Source organism: Streptomyces sp. NPDC047017, assembly GCF_040644175.1.
GTDB lineage: Bacteria > Actinomycetota > Actinomycetes > Streptomycetales > Streptomycetaceae > Streptomyces.
This window is the reverse complement of record NZ_JBEYVW010000002.1, coordinates 59,654-76,357: the sequence shown is the minus strand read 5'-3', so window position 1 is coordinate 76,357 and position 16,704 is coordinate 59,654. Positions and strand designations below refer to the sequence as shown.

16 protein-coding genes, 1 tRNA gene and 2 pseudogenes are annotated in these 16,704 nt (G+C 71.6%); 8 read left to right on the top strand and 11 right to left on the bottom strand.

Annotated elements, in window-relative coordinates:
* Positions 1 to 46: 46 nt before the first annotated feature.
* Positions 47 to 817, bottom strand: coding sequence for an ABC transporter ATP-binding protein (locus ABZ858_RS03665; RefSeq protein ID WP_361372160.1), 771 nt, complete (start codon positions 815 to 817; stop codon positions 47 to 49).
* A gap of 419 nt (positions 818 to 1,236) precedes the next feature.
* Between ABZ858_RS03665 and ABZ858_RS03660 the strand changes: the two genes are divergently transcribed.
* The 3 genes from ABZ858_RS03660 (at position 1,237) to ABZ858_RS03650 (ending at position 3,804) form a co-directional block, all read left to right on the top strand.
* Positions 1,237 to 1,322, top strand: a tRNA-Leu gene (locus ABZ858_RS03660).
* 204 nt (positions 1,323 to 1,526) lie between these two features.
* The gene (locus ABZ858_RS03655) at positions 1,527 to 2,702 is read left to right on the top strand and encodes a 4-hydroxybenzoate 3-monooxygenase (protein ID WP_361372157.1); all 1,176 of its coding nucleotides are present in this window, start codon (positions 1,527 to 1,529) and stop codon (positions 2,700 to 2,702) included.
* 214 nt (positions 2,703 to 2,916) lie between these two features.
* Positions 2,917 to 3,804 (top strand): Bax inhibitor-1/YccA family protein, encoded by an 888-nt coding sequence (locus ABZ858_RS03650; protein WP_361372154.1) that lies wholly within the window; start codon positions 2,917 to 2,919, stop codon positions 3,802 to 3,804.
* Between the two features lie 86 nt (positions 3,805 to 3,890).
* Here ABZ858_RS03650 and ABZ858_RS03645 read toward each other — a convergent pair whose 3' ends face one another.
* Positions 3,891 to 4,115 (bottom strand): DUF4287 domain-containing protein, encoded by a 225-nt coding sequence (locus ABZ858_RS03645; protein WP_361372151.1) that lies wholly within the window; start codon positions 4,113 to 4,115, stop codon positions 3,891 to 3,893.
* A gap of 98 nt (positions 4,116 to 4,213) precedes the next feature.
* Here ABZ858_RS03645 and ABZ858_RS03640 point away from each other — a divergent pair, with 98 nt between their 5' ends.
* On the top strand, positions 4,214 to 4,525 hold the full coding sequence (locus ABZ858_RS03640) for a hypothetical protein (protein WP_361372149.1): 312 nt from the start codon (positions 4,214 to 4,216) through the stop codon (positions 4,523 to 4,525).
* A 73-nt stretch (positions 4,526 to 4,598) separates the two neighbouring features.
* Here ABZ858_RS03640 and ABZ858_RS03635 read toward each other — a convergent pair whose 3' ends face one another.
* The 3 genes from ABZ858_RS03635 to ABZ858_RS03625 form a co-directional block, all read right to left on the bottom strand.
* Positions 4,599 to 5,438 carry a hypothetical protein gene (locus ABZ858_RS03635; RefSeq protein WP_361372146.1) on the bottom strand — a complete coding sequence of 280 codons (840 nt, stop codon included), beginning with the start codon at positions 5,436 to 5,438 and terminating at the stop codon, positions 4,599 to 4,601.
* A 324-nt stretch (positions 5,439 to 5,762) separates the two neighbouring features.
* Positions 5,763 to 6,983, bottom strand: coding sequence for an acetyl-CoA C-acetyltransferase (locus ABZ858_RS03630; protein WP_361372143.1), 1,221 nt, complete (start codon positions 6,981 to 6,983; stop codon positions 5,763 to 5,765).
* Between the two features lie 230 nt (positions 6,984 to 7,213).
* Positions 7,214 to 8,239: an SGNH/GDSL hydrolase family protein gene (locus ABZ858_RS03625; RefSeq protein WP_361372140.1), complete on the bottom strand. Its 1,026-nt coding sequence runs from the start codon at positions 8,237 to 8,239 to the stop codon at positions 7,214 to 7,216.
* A gap of 160 nt (positions 8,240 to 8,399) precedes the next feature.
* Here ABZ858_RS03625 and ABZ858_RS03620 point away from each other — a divergent pair, with 160 nt between their 5' ends.
* Positions 8,400 to 9,791, top strand: a complete 1,392-nt coding sequence (locus ABZ858_RS03620; RefSeq protein ID WP_361372137.1) for a cystathionine beta-synthase — start codon at positions 8,400 to 8,402, stop codon at positions 9,789 to 9,791.
* Between the two features lie 332 nt (positions 9,792 to 10,123).
* Here ABZ858_RS03620 and ABZ858_RS03615 read toward each other — a convergent pair whose 3' ends face one another.
* The 3 genes and pseudogenes from ABZ858_RS03615 to ABZ858_RS03605 all read right to left on the bottom strand — a co-directional run bounded on the left by ABZ858_RS03615 (position 10,124) and on the right by ABZ858_RS03605 (position 12,299).
* A complete protein-coding gene (locus ABZ858_RS03615; RefSeq protein ID WP_361372134.1) occupies positions 10,124 to 10,321 on the bottom strand; it encodes a DUF397 domain-containing protein in 198 nt (65 codons plus the stop codon).
* Positions 10,318 to 10,907, bottom strand: a pseudogene (locus tag ABZ858_RS03610) (DUF5753 domain-containing protein); the annotation flags it as partial. The pseudogene ABZ858_RS03610 and the gene ABZ858_RS03615, both read right to left, overlap by 4 nt.
* Before the next feature lie 621 nt (positions 10,908 to 11,528).
* The gene (locus ABZ858_RS03605; RefSeq protein WP_361372131.1) at positions 11,529 to 12,299 is read right to left on the bottom strand and encodes a transposase; all 771 of its coding nucleotides are present in this window, start codon (positions 12,297 to 12,299) and stop codon (positions 11,529 to 11,531) included.
* 56 nt (positions 12,300 to 12,355) lie between these two features.
* Between ABZ858_RS03605 and ABZ858_RS03600 the strand changes: the two are divergent.
* Positions 12,356 to 12,918 (top strand): annotated as a pseudogene (locus ABZ858_RS03600) (CBS domain-containing protein); the annotation flags it as partial.
* A gap of 326 nt (positions 12,919 to 13,244) precedes the next feature.
* Here ABZ858_RS03600 and ABZ858_RS03595 read toward each other — a convergent pair.
* A complete protein-coding gene (locus tag ABZ858_RS03595; RefSeq protein WP_361372924.1) occupies positions 13,245 to 13,673 on the bottom strand; it encodes a hypothetical protein in 429 nt (142 codons plus the stop codon).
* 375 nt (positions 13,674 to 14,048) lie between these two features.
* Between ABZ858_RS03595 and ABZ858_RS03590 the strand changes: the two genes are divergently transcribed.
* Entirely contained in the window at positions 14,049 to 14,891 is an 843-nt protein-coding gene (locus tag ABZ858_RS03590) for a MurR/RpiR family transcriptional regulator (RefSeq protein WP_361372128.1), read from the top strand.
* Between the two features lie 192 nt (positions 14,892 to 15,083).
* On the top strand, positions 15,084 to 15,605 hold the full coding sequence (locus tag ABZ858_RS03585) for a hypothetical protein (protein ID WP_361372922.1): 522 nt from the start codon (positions 15,084 to 15,086) through the stop codon (positions 15,603 to 15,605).
* A gap of 57 nt (positions 15,606 to 15,662) precedes the next feature.
* On the opposite strand, the gene ABZ858_RS03580 is transcribed toward ABZ858_RS03585, so the two are convergent.
* Both ABZ858_RS03580 and ABZ858_RS03575 read right to left on the bottom strand, forming a co-directional pair.
* Positions 15,663 to 16,037: a hypothetical protein gene (locus ABZ858_RS03580; RefSeq protein ID WP_361372125.1), complete on the bottom strand. Its 375-nt coding sequence runs from the start codon at positions 16,035 to 16,037 to the stop codon at positions 15,663 to 15,665.
* 48 nt (positions 16,038 to 16,085) lie between these two features.
* A complete protein-coding gene (locus ABZ858_RS03575) occupies positions 16,086 to 16,697 on the bottom strand; it encodes a roadblock/LC7 domain-containing protein (RefSeq protein WP_361372122.1) in 612 nt (203 codons plus the stop codon).
* Positions 16,698 to 16,704 lie beyond the last annotated feature (7 nt).

Below are 16,704 nucleotides of genomic sequence, written 5' to 3'. Positions count from 1 at the left end.
GGCGGGGGCGGGAGCCGCCGGGTCAGCTGGTGCGGGAGCCGCCGGGTCAGCTGGTGCGGCCCTTGGCGTCGAACTGCTTCATCCGGTCCAGGACCGTGTCCGCCGTCGGCCCGTACACCTCGTCCACGATCCGGCCGTCCGCGAGGAACACCACCCGGTCCGCGTACGCCGCGGCCACCGGGTCGTGGGTGACCATCACCACGGTCTGGCCGAGCTGCCGTACGGAGTTGCGCAGGAAGCCCAGCACCTCGGCGCCGGAGCGCGAGTCGAGGTTGCCGGTGGGCTCGTCGCCGAAGATGATCTCCGGCTGGGAGGCCAGCGCCCGCGCGACGGCGACGCGCTGCTGCTGGCCGCCGGACAGCTGCGCGGGCCGGTGGCCGAGCCGTCCGGAGAGCCCGACCATGTCGATCACCGAGTCCAGCCACCGCTTGTCCGGCTTGCGGCCCGCGATGTCCATGGGGAGCGTGATGTTCTCCAGCGCGGTCAGCGTCGGCAGCAGGTTGAACGCCTGGAAGATGAAACCGATCTTGTCCCGGCGCAACTTGGTGAGCTGCTTGTCCTTCAGGGAGCCCAGCTCCGTGTCGCCGATGCGCACCGAACCCGAGGAGAAGGTGTCCAGACCCGCCACGCAGTGCATCAGCGTGGACTTGCCGGACCCGGAGGGGCCCATGATCGCGGTGAACTCGGCCCGCGCGAAGTCGACGCTGACCCGGTCGAGGGCGACCACCTGGGTCTCGCCCTGTCCGTAGACCTTCGACAGCTCCGCGGCGCGCGCGGCCACGGCGGTGGCCTGGCCGGCGATGGAAGAGGTGGTCACGGGTGAGTGCTCCTGACGGACGGCGTGTTCGGGGACTGTTCCATCGTCTCCCCCGATCCGGCCCGTGAAGTCAGCCGCTGTTCCGGTTCCGGGGGGCGACTCGGGACGGACCCCGCCCCGCCGTGTCATACCTGGGGAGGACCCCCGCCCCTGAGCCGGCCGTCGGGAGGAGAGCACCGCCCCCGTGGCGCGAGCGCACCCCATAACAGGTGGAGCCCCCTGTTCAGACGGTGAAATTCCGTCATTCCGCATACGCGGTCCTTCGTCGCGCGCGAGGCTGTTGGCAAGTGCCAATGGCCGCTCCCGCGTGCTGATGCCCCCTCAGACATCAATAAAATAAGACAACATCGGTCCGCCTGTCCGCTGCCGGGAGAGTGCCTCCCGATAGGGTCGGAAACTCAGCGCGGAGCCCATGGCCTGCCCGGATGGTGGAATGCAGACACGGCGAGCTTAAACCTCGCTGCCCCTCGCGGGCGTACCGGTTCAAGTCCGGTTCCGGGCACCACCGCAGCCACGGCGTCCCCGGCGCGGGCCCGCCTCGCCCTTCCCCGGCACACCCGAGTGAAGGCTGTCCGGCCCATTGACACCAGGGAAACCCGGGCGGACACTCGGCCGCAAGTGAGTGAAAGAAACTTCACTGTGCGAACAGCTTCCGAGGCGGTGACGCCGTCCGGAGGGAGCGGCGACGCCCGCCCGAAGGGAACGACCGATGCGCACCACCGTCGGCATCATCGGAGCCGGTCCGGCCGGGCTGCTCCTCGCCCGGCTGCTGCACGGCGCGGGGATCGGCTCGGTCGTCCTGGAGAGCCGCGACCGCGCCTACGTCGAGCAGCGGCAGCGGGCCGGGATCCTGGAGCAGGGCACCGCCGACGTGCTGCGCGCGGCCGGCGCCGGGGAGCGGATGGACCGTCAGGGGCTGCGCCACGACGGCATCGAGCTGCGGTTCGCCGGGCGGCGCCACCGCGTCGACTTCCCGGGCCTGACCGGCGGCCGGTCCGTGACGGTGTACGCGCAGACGGAGGTCTGCAAGGACCTCATCGCGCTCCAGGCCGAGGAGGGCGGCCCGCTGCTGTTCGGGGCGGAGGCGCTGGCCGTGGAGGGCGCGACGGGCGACCGCCCGTCGGTGCGGTACCGGCACGAGGGGCGCGAGTCCGTCCTGGAGTGCGACTACGTCGTCGGGTGCGACGGCTTCCGGGGCGTGGCCCGCGAGGCCGTGCCCGCCGCGCTCGCCCGGGTGCACGAGCGGACGTACCCCTTCGGCTGGCTCGGCGTCCTCGCCGACGTGCCCCCCTCGCACGACGAACTCGTCTACGCCCGCCACGACCGCGGCTTCGCCCTGCTGTCCATGCGGTCCCCGGCCGTCTCCCGCCTCTACCTCCAGGTGCCCGCGGACACCGACGCGCGGAGCTGGACGGACGAAGCGGTCTGGGACGAGCTGGCGCGCCGGCTGGAGACCGACGACGACTGGAGCCTCGCCCGCGGGCCGATCACCCGGAAGTCGGTGACCCCGATGCGCTCCTACGTCCACGAGCCCATGCGCCACGGCCGCCTCTTCCTGGCCGGGGACGCGGCCCACATCGTGCCGCCCACCGGCGCCAAGGGCCTGAACCTCGCCGTCGGGGACGTCGTCACCTTCGCGCGGGCGCTCACGCACCGGCGGGAGACCGGCTCCGCCGAACTCCTGGACGCCTACTCGGCGACCTGCCTGCGGCGCGTGTGGCAGGCGGAGCGGTTCAGCTACGACCTGACGACGATGCTGCACCGGGCCCCGGACGCCACCCCCTTCGAGGACCGCCTCCAGCTCGCCCGCCTGGACCGGATCACCACCTCGCGGGCCGCCGAGGCGGACCTCGCCGAGGCGTACACCGGCTTCCCGGTGGGCTGATCCGCTCCGGCCCGGCGCCGGTGGTCTCCGGCCGGTTCCGGACGGGTCGCGGTTCGGTCATGAGGGGGACCGCCGGGCCCCGGGAATCACCCGGCCGCGTAGCGTGTCCGGCAGCAGGTTGAGGGAAAGATCCTTCCCAGGTAGTAGGGTCGGTCCTTTGCCTTTCCATTACTCTTGTGGCCAAGGCCGCGGGGTGCGGCCATGGAGGAGTGAGATGAGGAGCAGAAACCCGGTCTTCTCGCGACGGGGGTTCAGCCGCGACAACGGCTACGCGGGCTTCAACGCCGCGCCGCAGGCCGGGGGCCCCGCAGTCGGCACGCAGGGCAACCCGTACGCGCAGCCGACCGGCAACCCGTACGCCCAGAACCCCTACGCCCAGCAGGACCTGTACGGCGCGCCGCCGCAGGCCCCGGCCGCCGCCGGCCGGATGACCATGGACGACGTGGTCGCGCGCACCGCGATCACGCTCGGCGTGCTGGTCGTCACGGCCGCGCTCGCCTGGGCGCTGCTGCCGGTCGACGACGCCCACCTCGGCCGTTCCTACGGCATCGGGATCGGCGCCGCGCTGATCGCGATGGTGCTGGGCTTCGTCCAGTCCTTCAAGCGCAAGGCGTCACCCGGGCTGATCCTGGCCTACGCGGCGTTCGAGGGCGTGTTCCTCGGCGTGGTCTCCAGCGTCGTCGACAACCGCATCGCCAGCGGCGCGGCCATGCAGGCCGTGATCGGCACGATGGCGGTCTTCGCCGGCGTCCTGGTCGCGTACAAGGCGGGCTGGATCCGGGTCAACCGCCGCTTCTACGGCTTCGTGATGGCGGCCGCGCTCGGCTTCGTGCTGCTGATGGCGGTCAACATGCTGTTCGCCGTGTTCGGCGGCGGCGACGGCCTCGGCTTCCGCAGCGGCGGCCTCGGCATCTTCTTCGGTGTCGTCGGCATCATCCTCGGCGCCTGCTTCCTCGCACTGGACTTCAAGCAGGTCGAGGACGGCGTGGCCTACGGCGCCCCGCGCGAGGAGTCCTGGCTCGCGGCCTTCGGCCTCACCCTGACGCTGGTGTGGATCTACATGGAGTTCCTGCGGATCCTCGCGATCCTCAACCGGGACTAGCCACCACCCGCGATACGCACGACGAAGGCCCCGGCTCCGCGCCGGGGCCTTCGTCGCGTCGTACGCGAAGAGGGGACAAGGGGGGGCTAGCGTCGGCGGGCGGCCCTTCTCAGGTCGTACTCGTGGATGATCGCCTTCGCGTGGCCGTAGGCGAGGTTGTGCTCCTGGCGGAGCCAGCTGAGCTTCTCCTCGAAGCAGAGTGCGGGGCCCTCTTCGACGGTGCGCAGCCAGTCGGCGACTTCACGACCGGTGCAGTGCGGGATGCGGGCGAGCAGATTGCGGTGGGTCTCTTCGGAGAAGACTTGGGACATCGGCGCCTCCGGACGCATTCGAAGCCGGTCCTTCACGTCACCGTGCCTGAGCGTTCGCGTATTGGCAACAGTCCGGGTGCGGCGCGTAGTCTCGCGGCGTGGTTGACACGACATCGCTGACCCGGGCAGTGGATCACTTCGCGGACCGTCTCCGGGCGGCGCCGCAGAGCCGGCTGCAACGGGCGGGCGCCGCCGAGGCACTCGCCCTGGCCAGGGAGTTCGCCCGGCGGGCCCAGCTCCTTGAGGACCCCGCCGCCGAGCCCCGCGAGATGCCCGACGCCGGCATGTTCGCGGCGGCCGACCAGATCACCGTCGCCGGGCACGACCTGGCGCTCGTCCTCACCGGCGAGGCCGAGGTGGAGGAGGCGGTGCGGCTGGTGGAGGAGGCGCAGAAACGCGCGGGCGTGTGAGCCGCCCGCGCGCCGGGGGCCGTACGCGTGACGAGAGCCGTACGCGCGCCGGGGGCCGTCCGGCCCGTACGGCTCACAGCGAGGCGATGACCCGGTCCGCCAGGATGTAGACGTTCTCCTCGCCGCAGGCGAAGGTCAGGGTGTAGGCGCCGGAGACGCCCGAACCGCCGAGCAGCACCGGCGACTGGCCCGCGTGCAGCGCGGCGGCCAGGCGCTCCGCGGTCTCCCGGTGCCCCGGCGTCATGCACAGGGTCGTACCGTCGGCGAAGACATAGACGTCCAGGGTGCCCAGCGGGCCGGGGCGGACGTCGGCCAGCTCCACCCGGGAGACGGCCAGTTCCTCCAGCGTGGCCACGGTGCGCTCGTGGTCGGCCACGGCCGGGGACGGGTGCGGGGTGAAGTCCGGGTGCGAGGGGTGGCGGCGGCGGGCCGCGGCCAGCTCGGGGGAGTCACCGGAGGCGGCGCCCGGGGCGGTGTCCTTGCCGCTCAGGCCGGAACACTCGTCGGCCTCCGCGCCCGCCTCGGTCACCGGCTCCAGGTACTCGAAGTGCTCCAGGTGGGCCAGGTCCGCCTGCCGGGGCAGGAACAGCTCGCTGTCGGGGAGGCCGAGCAGGGACGGCGCGTCGGTGGCGTCCCGCGCCTCCTGGGCGGCCCAGAAGGCCCGCGCCTCGGCCAGCTCGCGCTCCCGCTCCTCGGCGAGCGCCTGCACCACGGCCGTGCGTATCTGCTCGGTGTCCGCGTGCGTGCGGGCGGCGGGCAGCAGGGCGCGCGCGGTGGCGGCGTGGTTCGCGGCGAGCTGGTTCTCCAGGGCCGTGACCTGGCGGCGCAGGACGAGGAGGGTGCGCAGGACGGCGACACCCACGGCGCCGGTGGCGGCCGTGGTGAGCAGCAGGGCGATGGGCATGGCGCTCACTGACGTACTCCCGGGTTCAAGGTGGACCCCCGACTTCCTACATCAGCTTGAAGGGCGGACTATCAAGCTGTCAGTGCGTAACGTCACGAAACGGACAGGAATGTCGCTTGCGGGACGCTTGCGCGGCCTGGTGGAGCGTCGCTGACCTGCACGGTCTCCTCCCCCGGGGAGATAGGTCACACTCTGGGGGAGATTGGATCACAGAACGGCCCGGAATCCAGGGGTTTTCCGGATTCCGGGCCGTTCGTTCACGCTGGGTGCCATGTCGGGCACTGACGGTCCCTCACCTGACCGCCGGGGCGGTCCGGGTGGTCGTCCGGAGGGTCAGCTGAGGCGCTCGATGACCATCGCCATGCCCTGACCGCCGCCGACGCACATCGTCTCCAGGCCGAACTGCTTGTCGTGGAAGCGGAGGGAGTTGATCAGTGTGCCGGTGATGCGCGCGCCGGTCATGCCGAAGGGGTGGCCGACCGCGATGGCGCCGCCGTTGACGTTCAGCTTGTCGAGGTCGATGCCGAGTTCGCGGTAGGAGGGGATCACCTGGGCGGCGAACGCCTCGTTGATCTCGACGAGGTCGATGTCGTCGATGGTGAGGCCGGCCCGGCCCAGGGCCTGCTTGCTCGCCTCCACCGGGCCCAGGCCCATGATCTCCGGGGACAGGCCGGAGACGCCGGTCGACACGATCCGGGCCAGCGGGGTCAGGCCCAGCTCGCGGGCCTTGGTGTCGGACATGATGACGAGCGCGGCGGCGCCGTCGTTGAGCGGGCAGCAGTTGCCGGCGGTGACCAGGCCGTCGGGGCGGAACACCGGCTTGAGGCCGGACACGCCCTCCAGGGTGACGCCCGCGCGCGGGCCGTCGTCCTTGGCGACCACCGTGCCGTCGGGCAGCGACACCGGGGTGATCTCCCGCTCCCAGAAGCCGTTCTTGAGGGCCTCCTCGGCCAGGTTCTGCGAGCGGACGCCGAACTCGTCCATCTCCTGGCGGGTGATGCCCTTGGCGCGGGCCAGGTTCTCCGCGGTCTGGCCCATCGCGATGTACGCGTCCGGGACCAGGCCGTCCTCGCGCGGGTCGTGCCAGGTGGTCCCCTCCTGCTCGGCCACGGCCGCGGTGCGGGCCTCCGCCTCGGCGAACAGCGGGTTGTGCGTGTCCGGCAGGCTGTCGGAGTTGCCCTTGGCGAAGCGGGAGACCATCTCGACGCCGGCCGAGACGAACACGTCGCCCTCACCGGCCTTGATGGCGTGCAGGGCCATCCGGGAGGTCTGCAGCGAGGAGGAGCAGTACCGGGTGATCGTGCAGCCGGGCAGGTGGTCCATGCCCATCTGCACGGCGACGATCCGGCCGAGGTTGTTGCCCTGCTCGCCGCCGGGCAGGCCGCAGCCGAGCATCAGGTCGTCGATGTCCCGCGGGTCCAGCTCGGGGACCTGCGCGAGCGCCGCCTGGATGATGGTGGCGGTGAGGTCGTCGGGGCGCAGGTCCTTGAGGGAGCCCTTGAAGGCGCGGCCGATGGGGGAGCGGGCGGTCGAGACGATGACGGCTTCGGGCATCACGGCTCCACGGGGTGCGGAAGGCGGGCAGGGCTGGTCTGGAAGTTACCCGTACGTACGATCCGGGTCACGGGGGTGGCGGTGTGACCCTGGCCGCAGTTTTCTAAGCGCTTGCTTGGCACGCGGGCGGTCACGGAGGGCGACCGGCGCACCCGGCGCACCCGGCGCCGCCCGGTGCGGCCCGATGCGGCCCGGCACCGCCCGATGCGGCCCGGTGCCGCCCGGTGCCGTCAGGCCGACGGGGTCACCGGCGCCGGCTGGGGTTCCGGTACCCGCCGCCGGCGGCGGCGCTTGAGCAGGGCCCACGGGCCCCGCGGGCCGGTCGGTACCGCGGGCGTGACCTCGGTGCCCGCCTCCGAGGCGGCCTCCGCCGCCGCCCGGGCCACCGGCAGGAACCCCTCGCGCCGCGACGCGTCCGGCCGCTCCTCCTGGGCCGGCCACAGGCCCAGCGCCGCGCACACCGTGGGCAGCACCGCCATCGCCGCCGTGGCGTACCCCTCGGCCGAGGGGTGGTAGTTGTCCGGGCCGAACAGCTCGCGCGGATTGGCCTCGAACTCCGGGCCCAGCAGATCGCCCAGCGACACGGTGCGGCCGCCCTGCTCCACCACGCCGATCGTCTGCGCCGCCGCCAGCTGCCGGGAGGCCCGGCGGGCCAGCCACCGCAGCGGCTGCTGCACCGGCTCGATCGTGCCCAGGTCGGGACAGGTGCCCACCACCACCTCGGCGCCCGCGGTGCGCAGCCGCCGTACCGCCGCGGACAGGTGGCGCACCGAACTGGTCGGCGGCATCCGGTGGGTGACGTCATTGGCGCCGATCATGATCACGCAGATGTCGGGCGGCTCGGCCGGATCGGCCAGCACCAGGCCCACCTGGCGGTCCAGGTCGTCGGAGCGGGCGCCGGGCACCGCGACGTTGCGCAGCCGCACCGGGCGCTCGGCCACCGCGGCCAGCCCGGAGGCCAGCAGCGCGCCCGGGGTCTGCCCGGCCCGGTGCACACCCTGCCCGGCGGCCGTGGAGTCGCCCAGTATGGTCAGCCGCAGCGGCGGCTCACCGGCGGTCGCGTACCCGTGCCCGTACAGCCCGGCCGCCACCGGTACGTGGTTGTCCGTGCCGTTGCCCACCCGGCGCCTGGCCACCTGCACCTCGGCCAGCAGCACCCCCACGGCGGCCGCCCCGGCCAGCCCCAGCCCGCCGCCGCCGTACGCGGCGCCGGCCGCGATCCGCCGGGCCACCCTCGCCCTCGACATGCTCGTCATGCCTCGCCGCCACCTCCCGCAGAGCCGTACACCCACTCCTTGCCCCGTGCGGACCGTCGCCCAATCTCGACGGGGAGTGAACGTCCGCCCTGAATCCGGCGCAGGCCCTAGGCTGGCCGCACCACCACGACCACACCTTTTGCAGCAACCGGAGACAACGGTGCAATTCCACGACTCGATGATCAGCCTCGTCGGCAACACCCCGCTGGTGCGGCTCAACAGCGTCACCAAGGGCCTCAAGGCGACCGTCCTGGCCAAGGTCGAGTACTTCAACCCCGGCGGGTCCGTGAAGGACCGCATCGCCCTGCGCATGATCGAGGCGGCCGAGCGGAGCGGCGAGCTGCGGCCGGGCGGCACGATCGTCGAGCCGACCAGCGGGAACACCGGTGTCGGCCTTGCCATCGTGGCCCAGCAGAAGGGCTACAAGTGCATCTTCGTATGCCCGGACAAGGTCTCCACCGACAAGATCAACGTGCTGCGCGCGTACGGGGCGGAGGTCGTGGTGTGCCCGACCGCCGTGGCGCCGGAGCACCCGGACTCCTACTACAACGTCTCCGACCGCCTCGTCCGTGAGACGCCCGGCGCCTGGAAGCCCGACCAGTACTCCAACCCGAACAACCCCCTCTCGCACTATCACTCCACCGGCCCCGAGCTGTGGGAGCAGACCGAGGGGAGGATCACCCACTTCGTGGCGGGCGTCGGCACCGGCGGCACCATCTCCGGCACCGGCCGCTACCTGAAGGACGCCAGCGACGGCCGGGTCAAGGTCGTCGGCGCCGACCCGGAGGGCTCGGTGTACTCCGGCGGCTCCGGCCGGCCGTACCTCGTCGAGGGCGTGGGCGAGGACTTCTGGCCCACCGCCTACGACCGGGAGGTGGCCGACGAGATCGTCGCCGTCTCCGACAAGGACTCCTTCCAGATGACCCGCCGCCTGGCCAAGGAGGAGGGGCTGCTGGTCGGCGGCTCCTGCGGCATGGCCGTCGTGGCGGCGCTGGAGGTGGCCGAGCGGCTCGGTCCCGACGACGTCGTGGTGGTGCTGCTGCCCGACAGCGGGCGCGGCTACCTCAGCAAAATTTTCAACGACGAGTGGATCGGTCAACATGGGTTCAGTGAAGAGACCGTAACGGACCGGACGGCCGGGGCGGTCCTGACACAGAAGGCGAGCGCAGAGGGCATCCCCAGCTTCGTGCACATGCACCCCACAGAGACCCTGGGGGAGGCGATCACCGTGCTGCGCGAGTACGGCGTCTCGCAGATGCCGGTGGTAGCCCCCGGGGCGGGACACCCCGACGTGATGGCGGGAGAGGTGATTGGGGCAGTGGAGGAGCGCGAGTTGCTTCACGCCCTGGCGACTGATCATGCCCCCTCTGACGCTCCGCTGGAGAAGTACATGTCTGAGCCGCTGCCGGTTGTCGGATCTGGTGAGCCGATTGAGCGGCTGATGACTGCCCTTGAGGGCCGTGACGCTGCGGTGGTCCTGGTGGACGGCAAGCCGTCCGGGATCGTCACCCGTCAGGACCTGCTGGCCTTCCTCGCGAACCCAACGACGTGAGACACAGGAGTGCGCATGGCTGCCGAGAAGACTGAGACCCCCCGCCCGAACTCAACGATTGGGTTGAGCAAGAGCTGAGCAAGCTCCTGCCTGACATTTCCGAGGAGTCATGGGCGGAGGTCTGGACGGTAATCAGCAGTCAGGCGTGACTCTCGACGTGAGGCTTGAGACGCCCCCAGAGACCTTCTGGGGGCGTCTCGGCCCCCGACTGGCAACACAAGGCTCACCGCTGGTGAGCCTGCAACAGGGCCTCTCAGACCGCAGGGAGGCCCCCAGCGGACGCAAGAACGGCCCGCCTACGGATGCAAGGCGGGCCGTTCGGCTGTCAGGTCTCAGACTGCGTGACCCTGAGCAGACGTGATGAACGCGAACCAAGGGGAAGCGGGGAAATGCAGCGTTCCGGCCTCCACGGCCTTGGTGTCTCGGACAGGAACGCCGGTCGTGGCAGCAAGGTTAACGGCGACCTCCACGCAGTTGCCGCCGTTACTGCTGTACGAGGAGGTGAACCAGCGGGGAGAGTCGGTCGTCACGGAATGCCCTTTCGTACCTCATGGATCACGGCCACCGATGCCGCCTGGGGGAGAGCTTCGGCCTGCAACTGATGGTAGGCCGTCAACAGAGGTAGCACGGCTGCTGTATCACGTTCCACGTGCCCCGCAACTGGGATTCCGCGTACGCGATCACGGACATGTTCGGCAGCGTCAGCAAGTTCATTGGGAGGTTGAACGATCGCCGCGCTCCTATCCCGAAGGGAGCCACATGGATAACCCAGTTCGGGAGGGAGACGACTTCAACAAGTCGCTGACGCTGACGGTCCATCACCTCGGCGCCGCCGACTGCATGGCGAAGACAGCTCTCGTCCATCACCACCAGCACCATGGGTGACCGGGGACGCACCAGCGCTGCTTGCCTGTCCGCTAGGAACGCAACACGTTCATCCGCTTGGTCAGTCGTGATGGCGCCGCGCTGTACGTCGCCTTCCGCCACCGCTCGGGCGTACTCCGGTGTCTGTAGCAGTCCGGGGATGATTCCGATCTCAAACAGCCTGATCTCTGCTGCCTGACCCTCGTACTCAACGTACTCCGGGAATCCCTCCAGCAGCGCACTGTGCCGTAGGACGAGCTGCACCGCGCTAAGCTCAGTCCGCCGAGTGATGTGCGTCGGGAGGTGAAGAGATGAACTGCCCCGTCTGTGCCGCGTCCACCGTTCAAGACCGGGTGGACAGTTGAGCTGCACCCAGTGCAGTTGGCAGAGTGGCTGCGTTCCCGACACACTGCCCCTGGTGGCTGTGATCGGCGCCGAGCGGTGAGTGCCGCGAACGGCCCCAACATTACCGAAACAACATGCCCAGTTTGCGGTGCTCGGGTCCCCGGCCTGAACAACCGCTACGCCTGCGGCCTGTGTGGTTGGGTAAATGACTGGAGTCAGGGAACTACTCCGCTTCCAACCGCTGAAGACGACCCGGATGCCCCCGGCTCCCGGGCTCAAAGCAAAGGGAAGAAGAAGTAGCCCCATTACGGCCCCGGTCACCCTTCTATCTCCCTGGAGAGTGACCGGGGCACTTCCATATCCGAATGTGAGCCAAAGACATTCCCGGCCCCACTCGCGCCCAATCCTTGGCGCGCCCCAAGTACTCATTTGAGGTCAACGACATCAACGGCTGAGTACGGGCCCGTTTACCTGAGCGTTGTCCCGTAAATGATCTACGGCGTGTTCGCTGACCTGCTTGTCTCGCCGTTACCCGGCGAGGGTGAGGTTGTGCAGGCGGGCGATGCCGAGCATGGCGTGGTGGACGCCGTCGCCTTTGAGGCGGCTGTCGCGGAGGATCTTCCAGGTCTTCATGCGGGCGAAGGCGTGCTCGACGCGGGCGCGGACGTTGCGGTGGGATGCGTTGTGCTCCTCTTTCCAGCCGGGGAGGTCGGCCTGGCCTTTCTCGCGTCGGTGCGGGATGGCCAGGCCGGTGCCCCGGTAGCCGCCGTCGGCGATGACGGTGGTCCTGCCGACGGCGTCCCTGGCGCCGGACAGCTCCCATGCCTTGCAGTCGTCGCGGTTGCCGGGTACCGGCCGGCCGACGGCGACGACGAGCCGGGTGTCTGCGTCGATGACGACCTGGTGGTTGGTGGAGTACCGGTAGTTCTTCGACTGCTCGGCCACCTGGTGGTCACGGGTGGGGACCAGGGTCCCGTCCACGATCAGCCCGGTGTCCTTACGGAACCGCTTGCGCTGCTGGAGCGCGAGCGAGGGTGCGAGGTGGTCGGTGATGCGGTCGGCCGCGGACTTGGACACCCCGGACAGCGGGGCCAGTTGGCGCAGGGTGAGGTTGGTCCGCCAGTACGCGGCGACCAGCGGCACGTGGTCTTCCAGCGGCAGGCTCCACGGCCGGCCCTTGCGCACCGGGTCCGCACCCTCGCGCCGCAGCGCGGTGACGAGCTTGCCGAACCGCCGCGGACTCAGCCCGGTGAACGGGGCTGTCCAGGAGGGCTCCGACGCCGTGATCACACCAGCCACAGCAAGATCATCTCACCTGTGACCAGCAGTTACGGGACAACGCTTAGCCATGGTCGCCGCTAAGCGGCCGGGGTCTGACTACCGGTTTACAGATTGACTTAGACGAGTGGATGGCGGACTACGGCTTCCTGGAGGACGAGGGCCCCAGCGCCCGCGTCGCGGACGTGCTCAGCGACAAGGCGGGCGGCTCCATCCCCTCCCTGGTCCACATGCACCCGGACGAGACCGTCGGCCAGGCCATCGAGGCGCTGCGCGAGTACGGCGTCTCGCAGATGCCGATCGTCAAGCCGGGCGCCGGCCACCCCGACGTCATGGCGGCCGAGGTCGTCGGCTCCGTCGTCGAGCGCGAACTGCTGGACGCGCTGTTCACCCAGCGCGCCTCCCTGGAGGACCCGCTGGAGAAGCACATGTGCGCCCCGCTGCCGCAGGTCGGCTCCGGCGAGCCGGTCGCCGACCTGATGTCGGTCCTCGGCGCCGCGGACGCCGCGATCGTCCTGGTCGAGGGCAAGCCCACCGGCGTGATCAGCCGCCAGGACCTCTGGCCTTCCTGGCCAAGGGCGGCAAGCGGCAGCCACCGGCGTCCGCCGCGCCGCGGGCGGTGTGCGGGAACACCCGGTGACCTGCGGCTGAGCGGCGGACATGGAAGTGCTACGAGGACGACACGTGCGCGCAGCACCCGCTTAACACGGGCGGGGCACAGTGAGGGATGTCGGAAGGGACGGCGGTGCCGCCGCCGGGTGTCGAGCCCGGGGGAGGTTCCCGGTCCCGGCCGGCGACCCGAACGGCGTCAAGGACCTCCGGAGCGGCTCCCGGATCTCCCCGGACGCCCTGGGCGCGCAAGCCCGGCCCTGACCCGGCCCGCGTCCCTCGCGGGGACCGCCGTCGTCCCGCCCCCCAGCGATGGGGGTGCGGCGGTCCCCGCGCTCACACCTCACACCTCAGTCCTCAGTCCTCCCAGGCGTCGTCCCCGGCGGGCTCGCGGCGCCGGCCGCCGAAGAGCCCCGGGGTGGTGCGCGCGGCCTGGACGACGTTGACGCCGACGATGCCCGCCCAGGCGACGAGCAGACCGGGCAGGTGGCTGACGCCGGCGCCGATCGCGGACAGCGGGACGGCCAGCACCAGCGAGACGATGCCGAACCCGAAGCGCTCACCGAAGGAATCGGTCGTCCGCGGCGCGCGGGAGCCGCGGGCCACCGTCATCTGCTGCTCGGCCACCTGCCGGCGGACCCGGCGCTCGACGGCGCTGTCGATGCGCTGGTCGACCTTCTCCAGGAACGACTCGACCAGCGCGGAGTCGTACTCCTCGCCCAGTTCCCTGCGGGCCTGCAGGGTGGCGTTGAGTTCCTTCTTCAGGTCGGTGTCCCGCGCGTCCATTCCCGTCATGCGCCCCAGGCTAGAGAGCCCGCCCGGCCACCGCACTGGTGCTAGCCCCCCTGCTCGCGCGGTGGCCGGCCGCCACCGCCGGCGTCGCCCGGACTGCGGCTGCGACGGGCGGGCCGGCGGCGGTGGCCGTCACCACGGCCCCGGGTGGGGGCCGCGACACGTCCGCCGGGGTCGGGCGGACCGTGTCCGTTCACGATTAGCACGCACCCGGTCGCCGTTCGTGCCGCTTCGGGCGGGTTTGGTGACACTTGGCCGTTCCCTTGCCCGGACTGTATGACCTCATGCAGAGTTCTTGGTATCTGAATAGCAACTGGTCGGGGAGGTACCCTCCCGGGGCGTCGACGACTTCTGGAGGGGGAGCACGTCATGAACGTGACCGACAGCCCTGCCGCACGACTGCAGGCGCTCTTCGAGGGGCACCGGCTCACGCCGACCCAGCGGCGCATCGCGCACAGCATGGTCCGGCGCGCCGCCGACGTGCCGTTCCTGTCCAGCGTCGAGCTGGCCGAACTCGCCGGCGTCAGCCAGCCGTCGGTGACCCGCTTCGCCGTCGCCCTCGGCTTCGACGGCTACCCGGCGCTGCGCCGGCACCTGCGCGAGGTCGCGCCCGCCGAACCGGCGGACCGCCCGGCCTCGTACAACGAGTACCAGCAGGCCGTCGAGGAGGAGATCGAGAACCTCCGGCACCTGGCCGAGGCGCTGGCCGACCCGGCACCGGTGCGGCAGGCCGGCCGCCTGCTCGCCGCCTCGCGTCCGCTGCCCGTCCTGGGCCTGCGGGCCGCGGCCTCCCAGGCGTACGGCTTCGCGTACTTCGCGGCCAAGGTGCACCCGGACGTACGGCTGCTCGACGAGGGCGGCACCATGATCCAGGACCGCATCGACGGCGCCGTGCGCGCGGGCGCCACCACGCTGCTCTGCTTCGCGCTGCCGCGCCACCCGCGCGAGGTCGTGGAGAGCCTCGCCCACGCCAAGAGCGCGGGACTGGACGTCGTCACGGTCGCCGACTCGGCCTTCGCGCCGGTCGCCAAGTACTCCGATCTGCTACTGCCCGCGGCCGTGGGCACCGGGCTGGCCTTCGACACCGCGTGCGCGCCGATGCTGCTGGGCCGGGTGCTCCTGGAGGCCATGTGCGACCACCTGCCGCAGGCGCAGGCGCGCCTGGAGGAGTTCGACGTGAAGGCGGCGGCCCGCGGGCTGTTCGTGGACTGACGAAGGTGTCCGGGTGCCGCGCCGCTCTCCGCCGCTCTCAGACTCGTCTCACGAACGCTCGCTAGCCTCCCGCCCGGAACCGGCCGCGCCGGGGCGAAGAGGAGGCGGCACGTGGCACGCGGAACGCGCGCGGAGCGTCAGGGGCGGGGACTGGCCCGGGTGGCCGTCGTCGTACGGGCCGGGGCGGCGCCGATGGGGTGGCTCGGGGTGGCCGCGGCCGGGACCGGGGTGCTGGTGCCGGGGCTGACCGGGCGGCGGATCGGCGTCCTCGCGGGCATCGCGCTGTTCCTGGTGACCGCCGCCGTCGTGGCGTGCGTCCGGCGCCGCCGCTACACCGCCCTGGCCGAGGGCGCCGCCCGGGCCGGCCGGCACGACGTGCTCCAGGACCGGGCGGTCACCGCCCGCCTCTGGCGCCGGGGACACCGCTGGTGGCTGCTGCTGGCGTTCGCGGCGGCGCTGGGCAGCGCCTTCGCCCTGCCTGCGGCCGGCGGCATGCTGCTGGCGGGCGCCGGGACCGGGCTGCGGCTGAAGGCCGCCTGGCTCGGGCGGCGCGAACGGGCCGGGGACGCGCTGCTGTGGGTGCGCGTGGACTGGCTCGACCCGCGCGGCGGGCGTCCGGCGGGGCGGGCCGTCAAGGCGTACCGCGGCACGGGCGTCGCGGCCGGCGACGCGGCCCCGGGCGGGGCACGCCGCCGCACCGCGACGCCCGTCTAGAACCTCCCGTCCGGAGCCTCTCGTCCGCAGCCTCTCGGCGCCGGCGGCTTGCAGCTCTCAGACCTCCAGGTCCTCCTCGATCCGCTTGAGCTGGTGGCGGGCCATCGCCAGGTTGGCCCGCTTGGCGTCCAGCGCCAGATAGAGGAAGAGACCGTTGCCGCCGCGCCCGCTGATCAGGCGGATCAGGTGGTACTGGTCGGTCAGGGAGATGAGGATGTCCTCGATCTGCCCCTTGAGGCCGAGGTGCTCCATGGTGCGCATCTTGGCCCGTACGACGTCGGTGTTCCCGGCGGCGGCGACGTTCAGGTCGAAGGTCTTGCTGCCGCCCAGCGTGCCCAGCGCCATGCCGCTGGTGTAGTCGACGAGCGCGACTCCGGTGGCGCCCTCGATGGAGGAGAGCGCTTCCTTCAGGCAGGTCTCGGTGTTGGCCATGGCCGGTTCTCCTTGTTCGGTTGGTCCGGTTGGTCCGGTTGGTTCGGTTCAGCTTTCGGAGGCTGCGGGCGCGCCGGTGCCCGGCGTGTTGCCCGGGGTGGGGCCGACGGGTGTGCTGGTGGCGGGTGTGGCGGGTGTGGCGGGTGTGGCGGGTGTGGCGGTGGTGCGGGGTGCGCGGGGCGCCCTGGTCCGTAGGGGGGCGGGGCCGGGGACGGGGCCGGGCGCCGGCTTCGCCGGTTTCGGTGGTTTCTGCGGTCGTGCCGGGGTACGGACCGGGCCCCGGGCCGCCGCCTCCGCGTCGACCAGCTCCCCGATGCGGGCCCCGGCCCGGCGGCCCTCCAGATGGAGGCGGCCGACGTTGACGCGGTCCTCGGCGAGCAGGGTCAGCACGGCGCCGCGGCCCGCCGCGTAGGTGGCGACGTAGCCGTGCACCCCCCGCACGAGCAGTTCGCGCAGCTCGCCCCGGCCCGTCACGTCCGCCATGCGTACGGCGACGCCGAGCGAGGTCGCGGTGAGGGCGGCCAGGCCCTCCGGTTCCAGTCCCGGGGTGTCGTGGGCCAGGACGAGGCCGTCGACGCTCGCGGCGAGGGCGCCGGTGAGCTGTGGCACGCGGGCTCTCAACCGGCACAGCTCCTCCATGATCTCGGGCTCGGCTGCCATCCGGTGT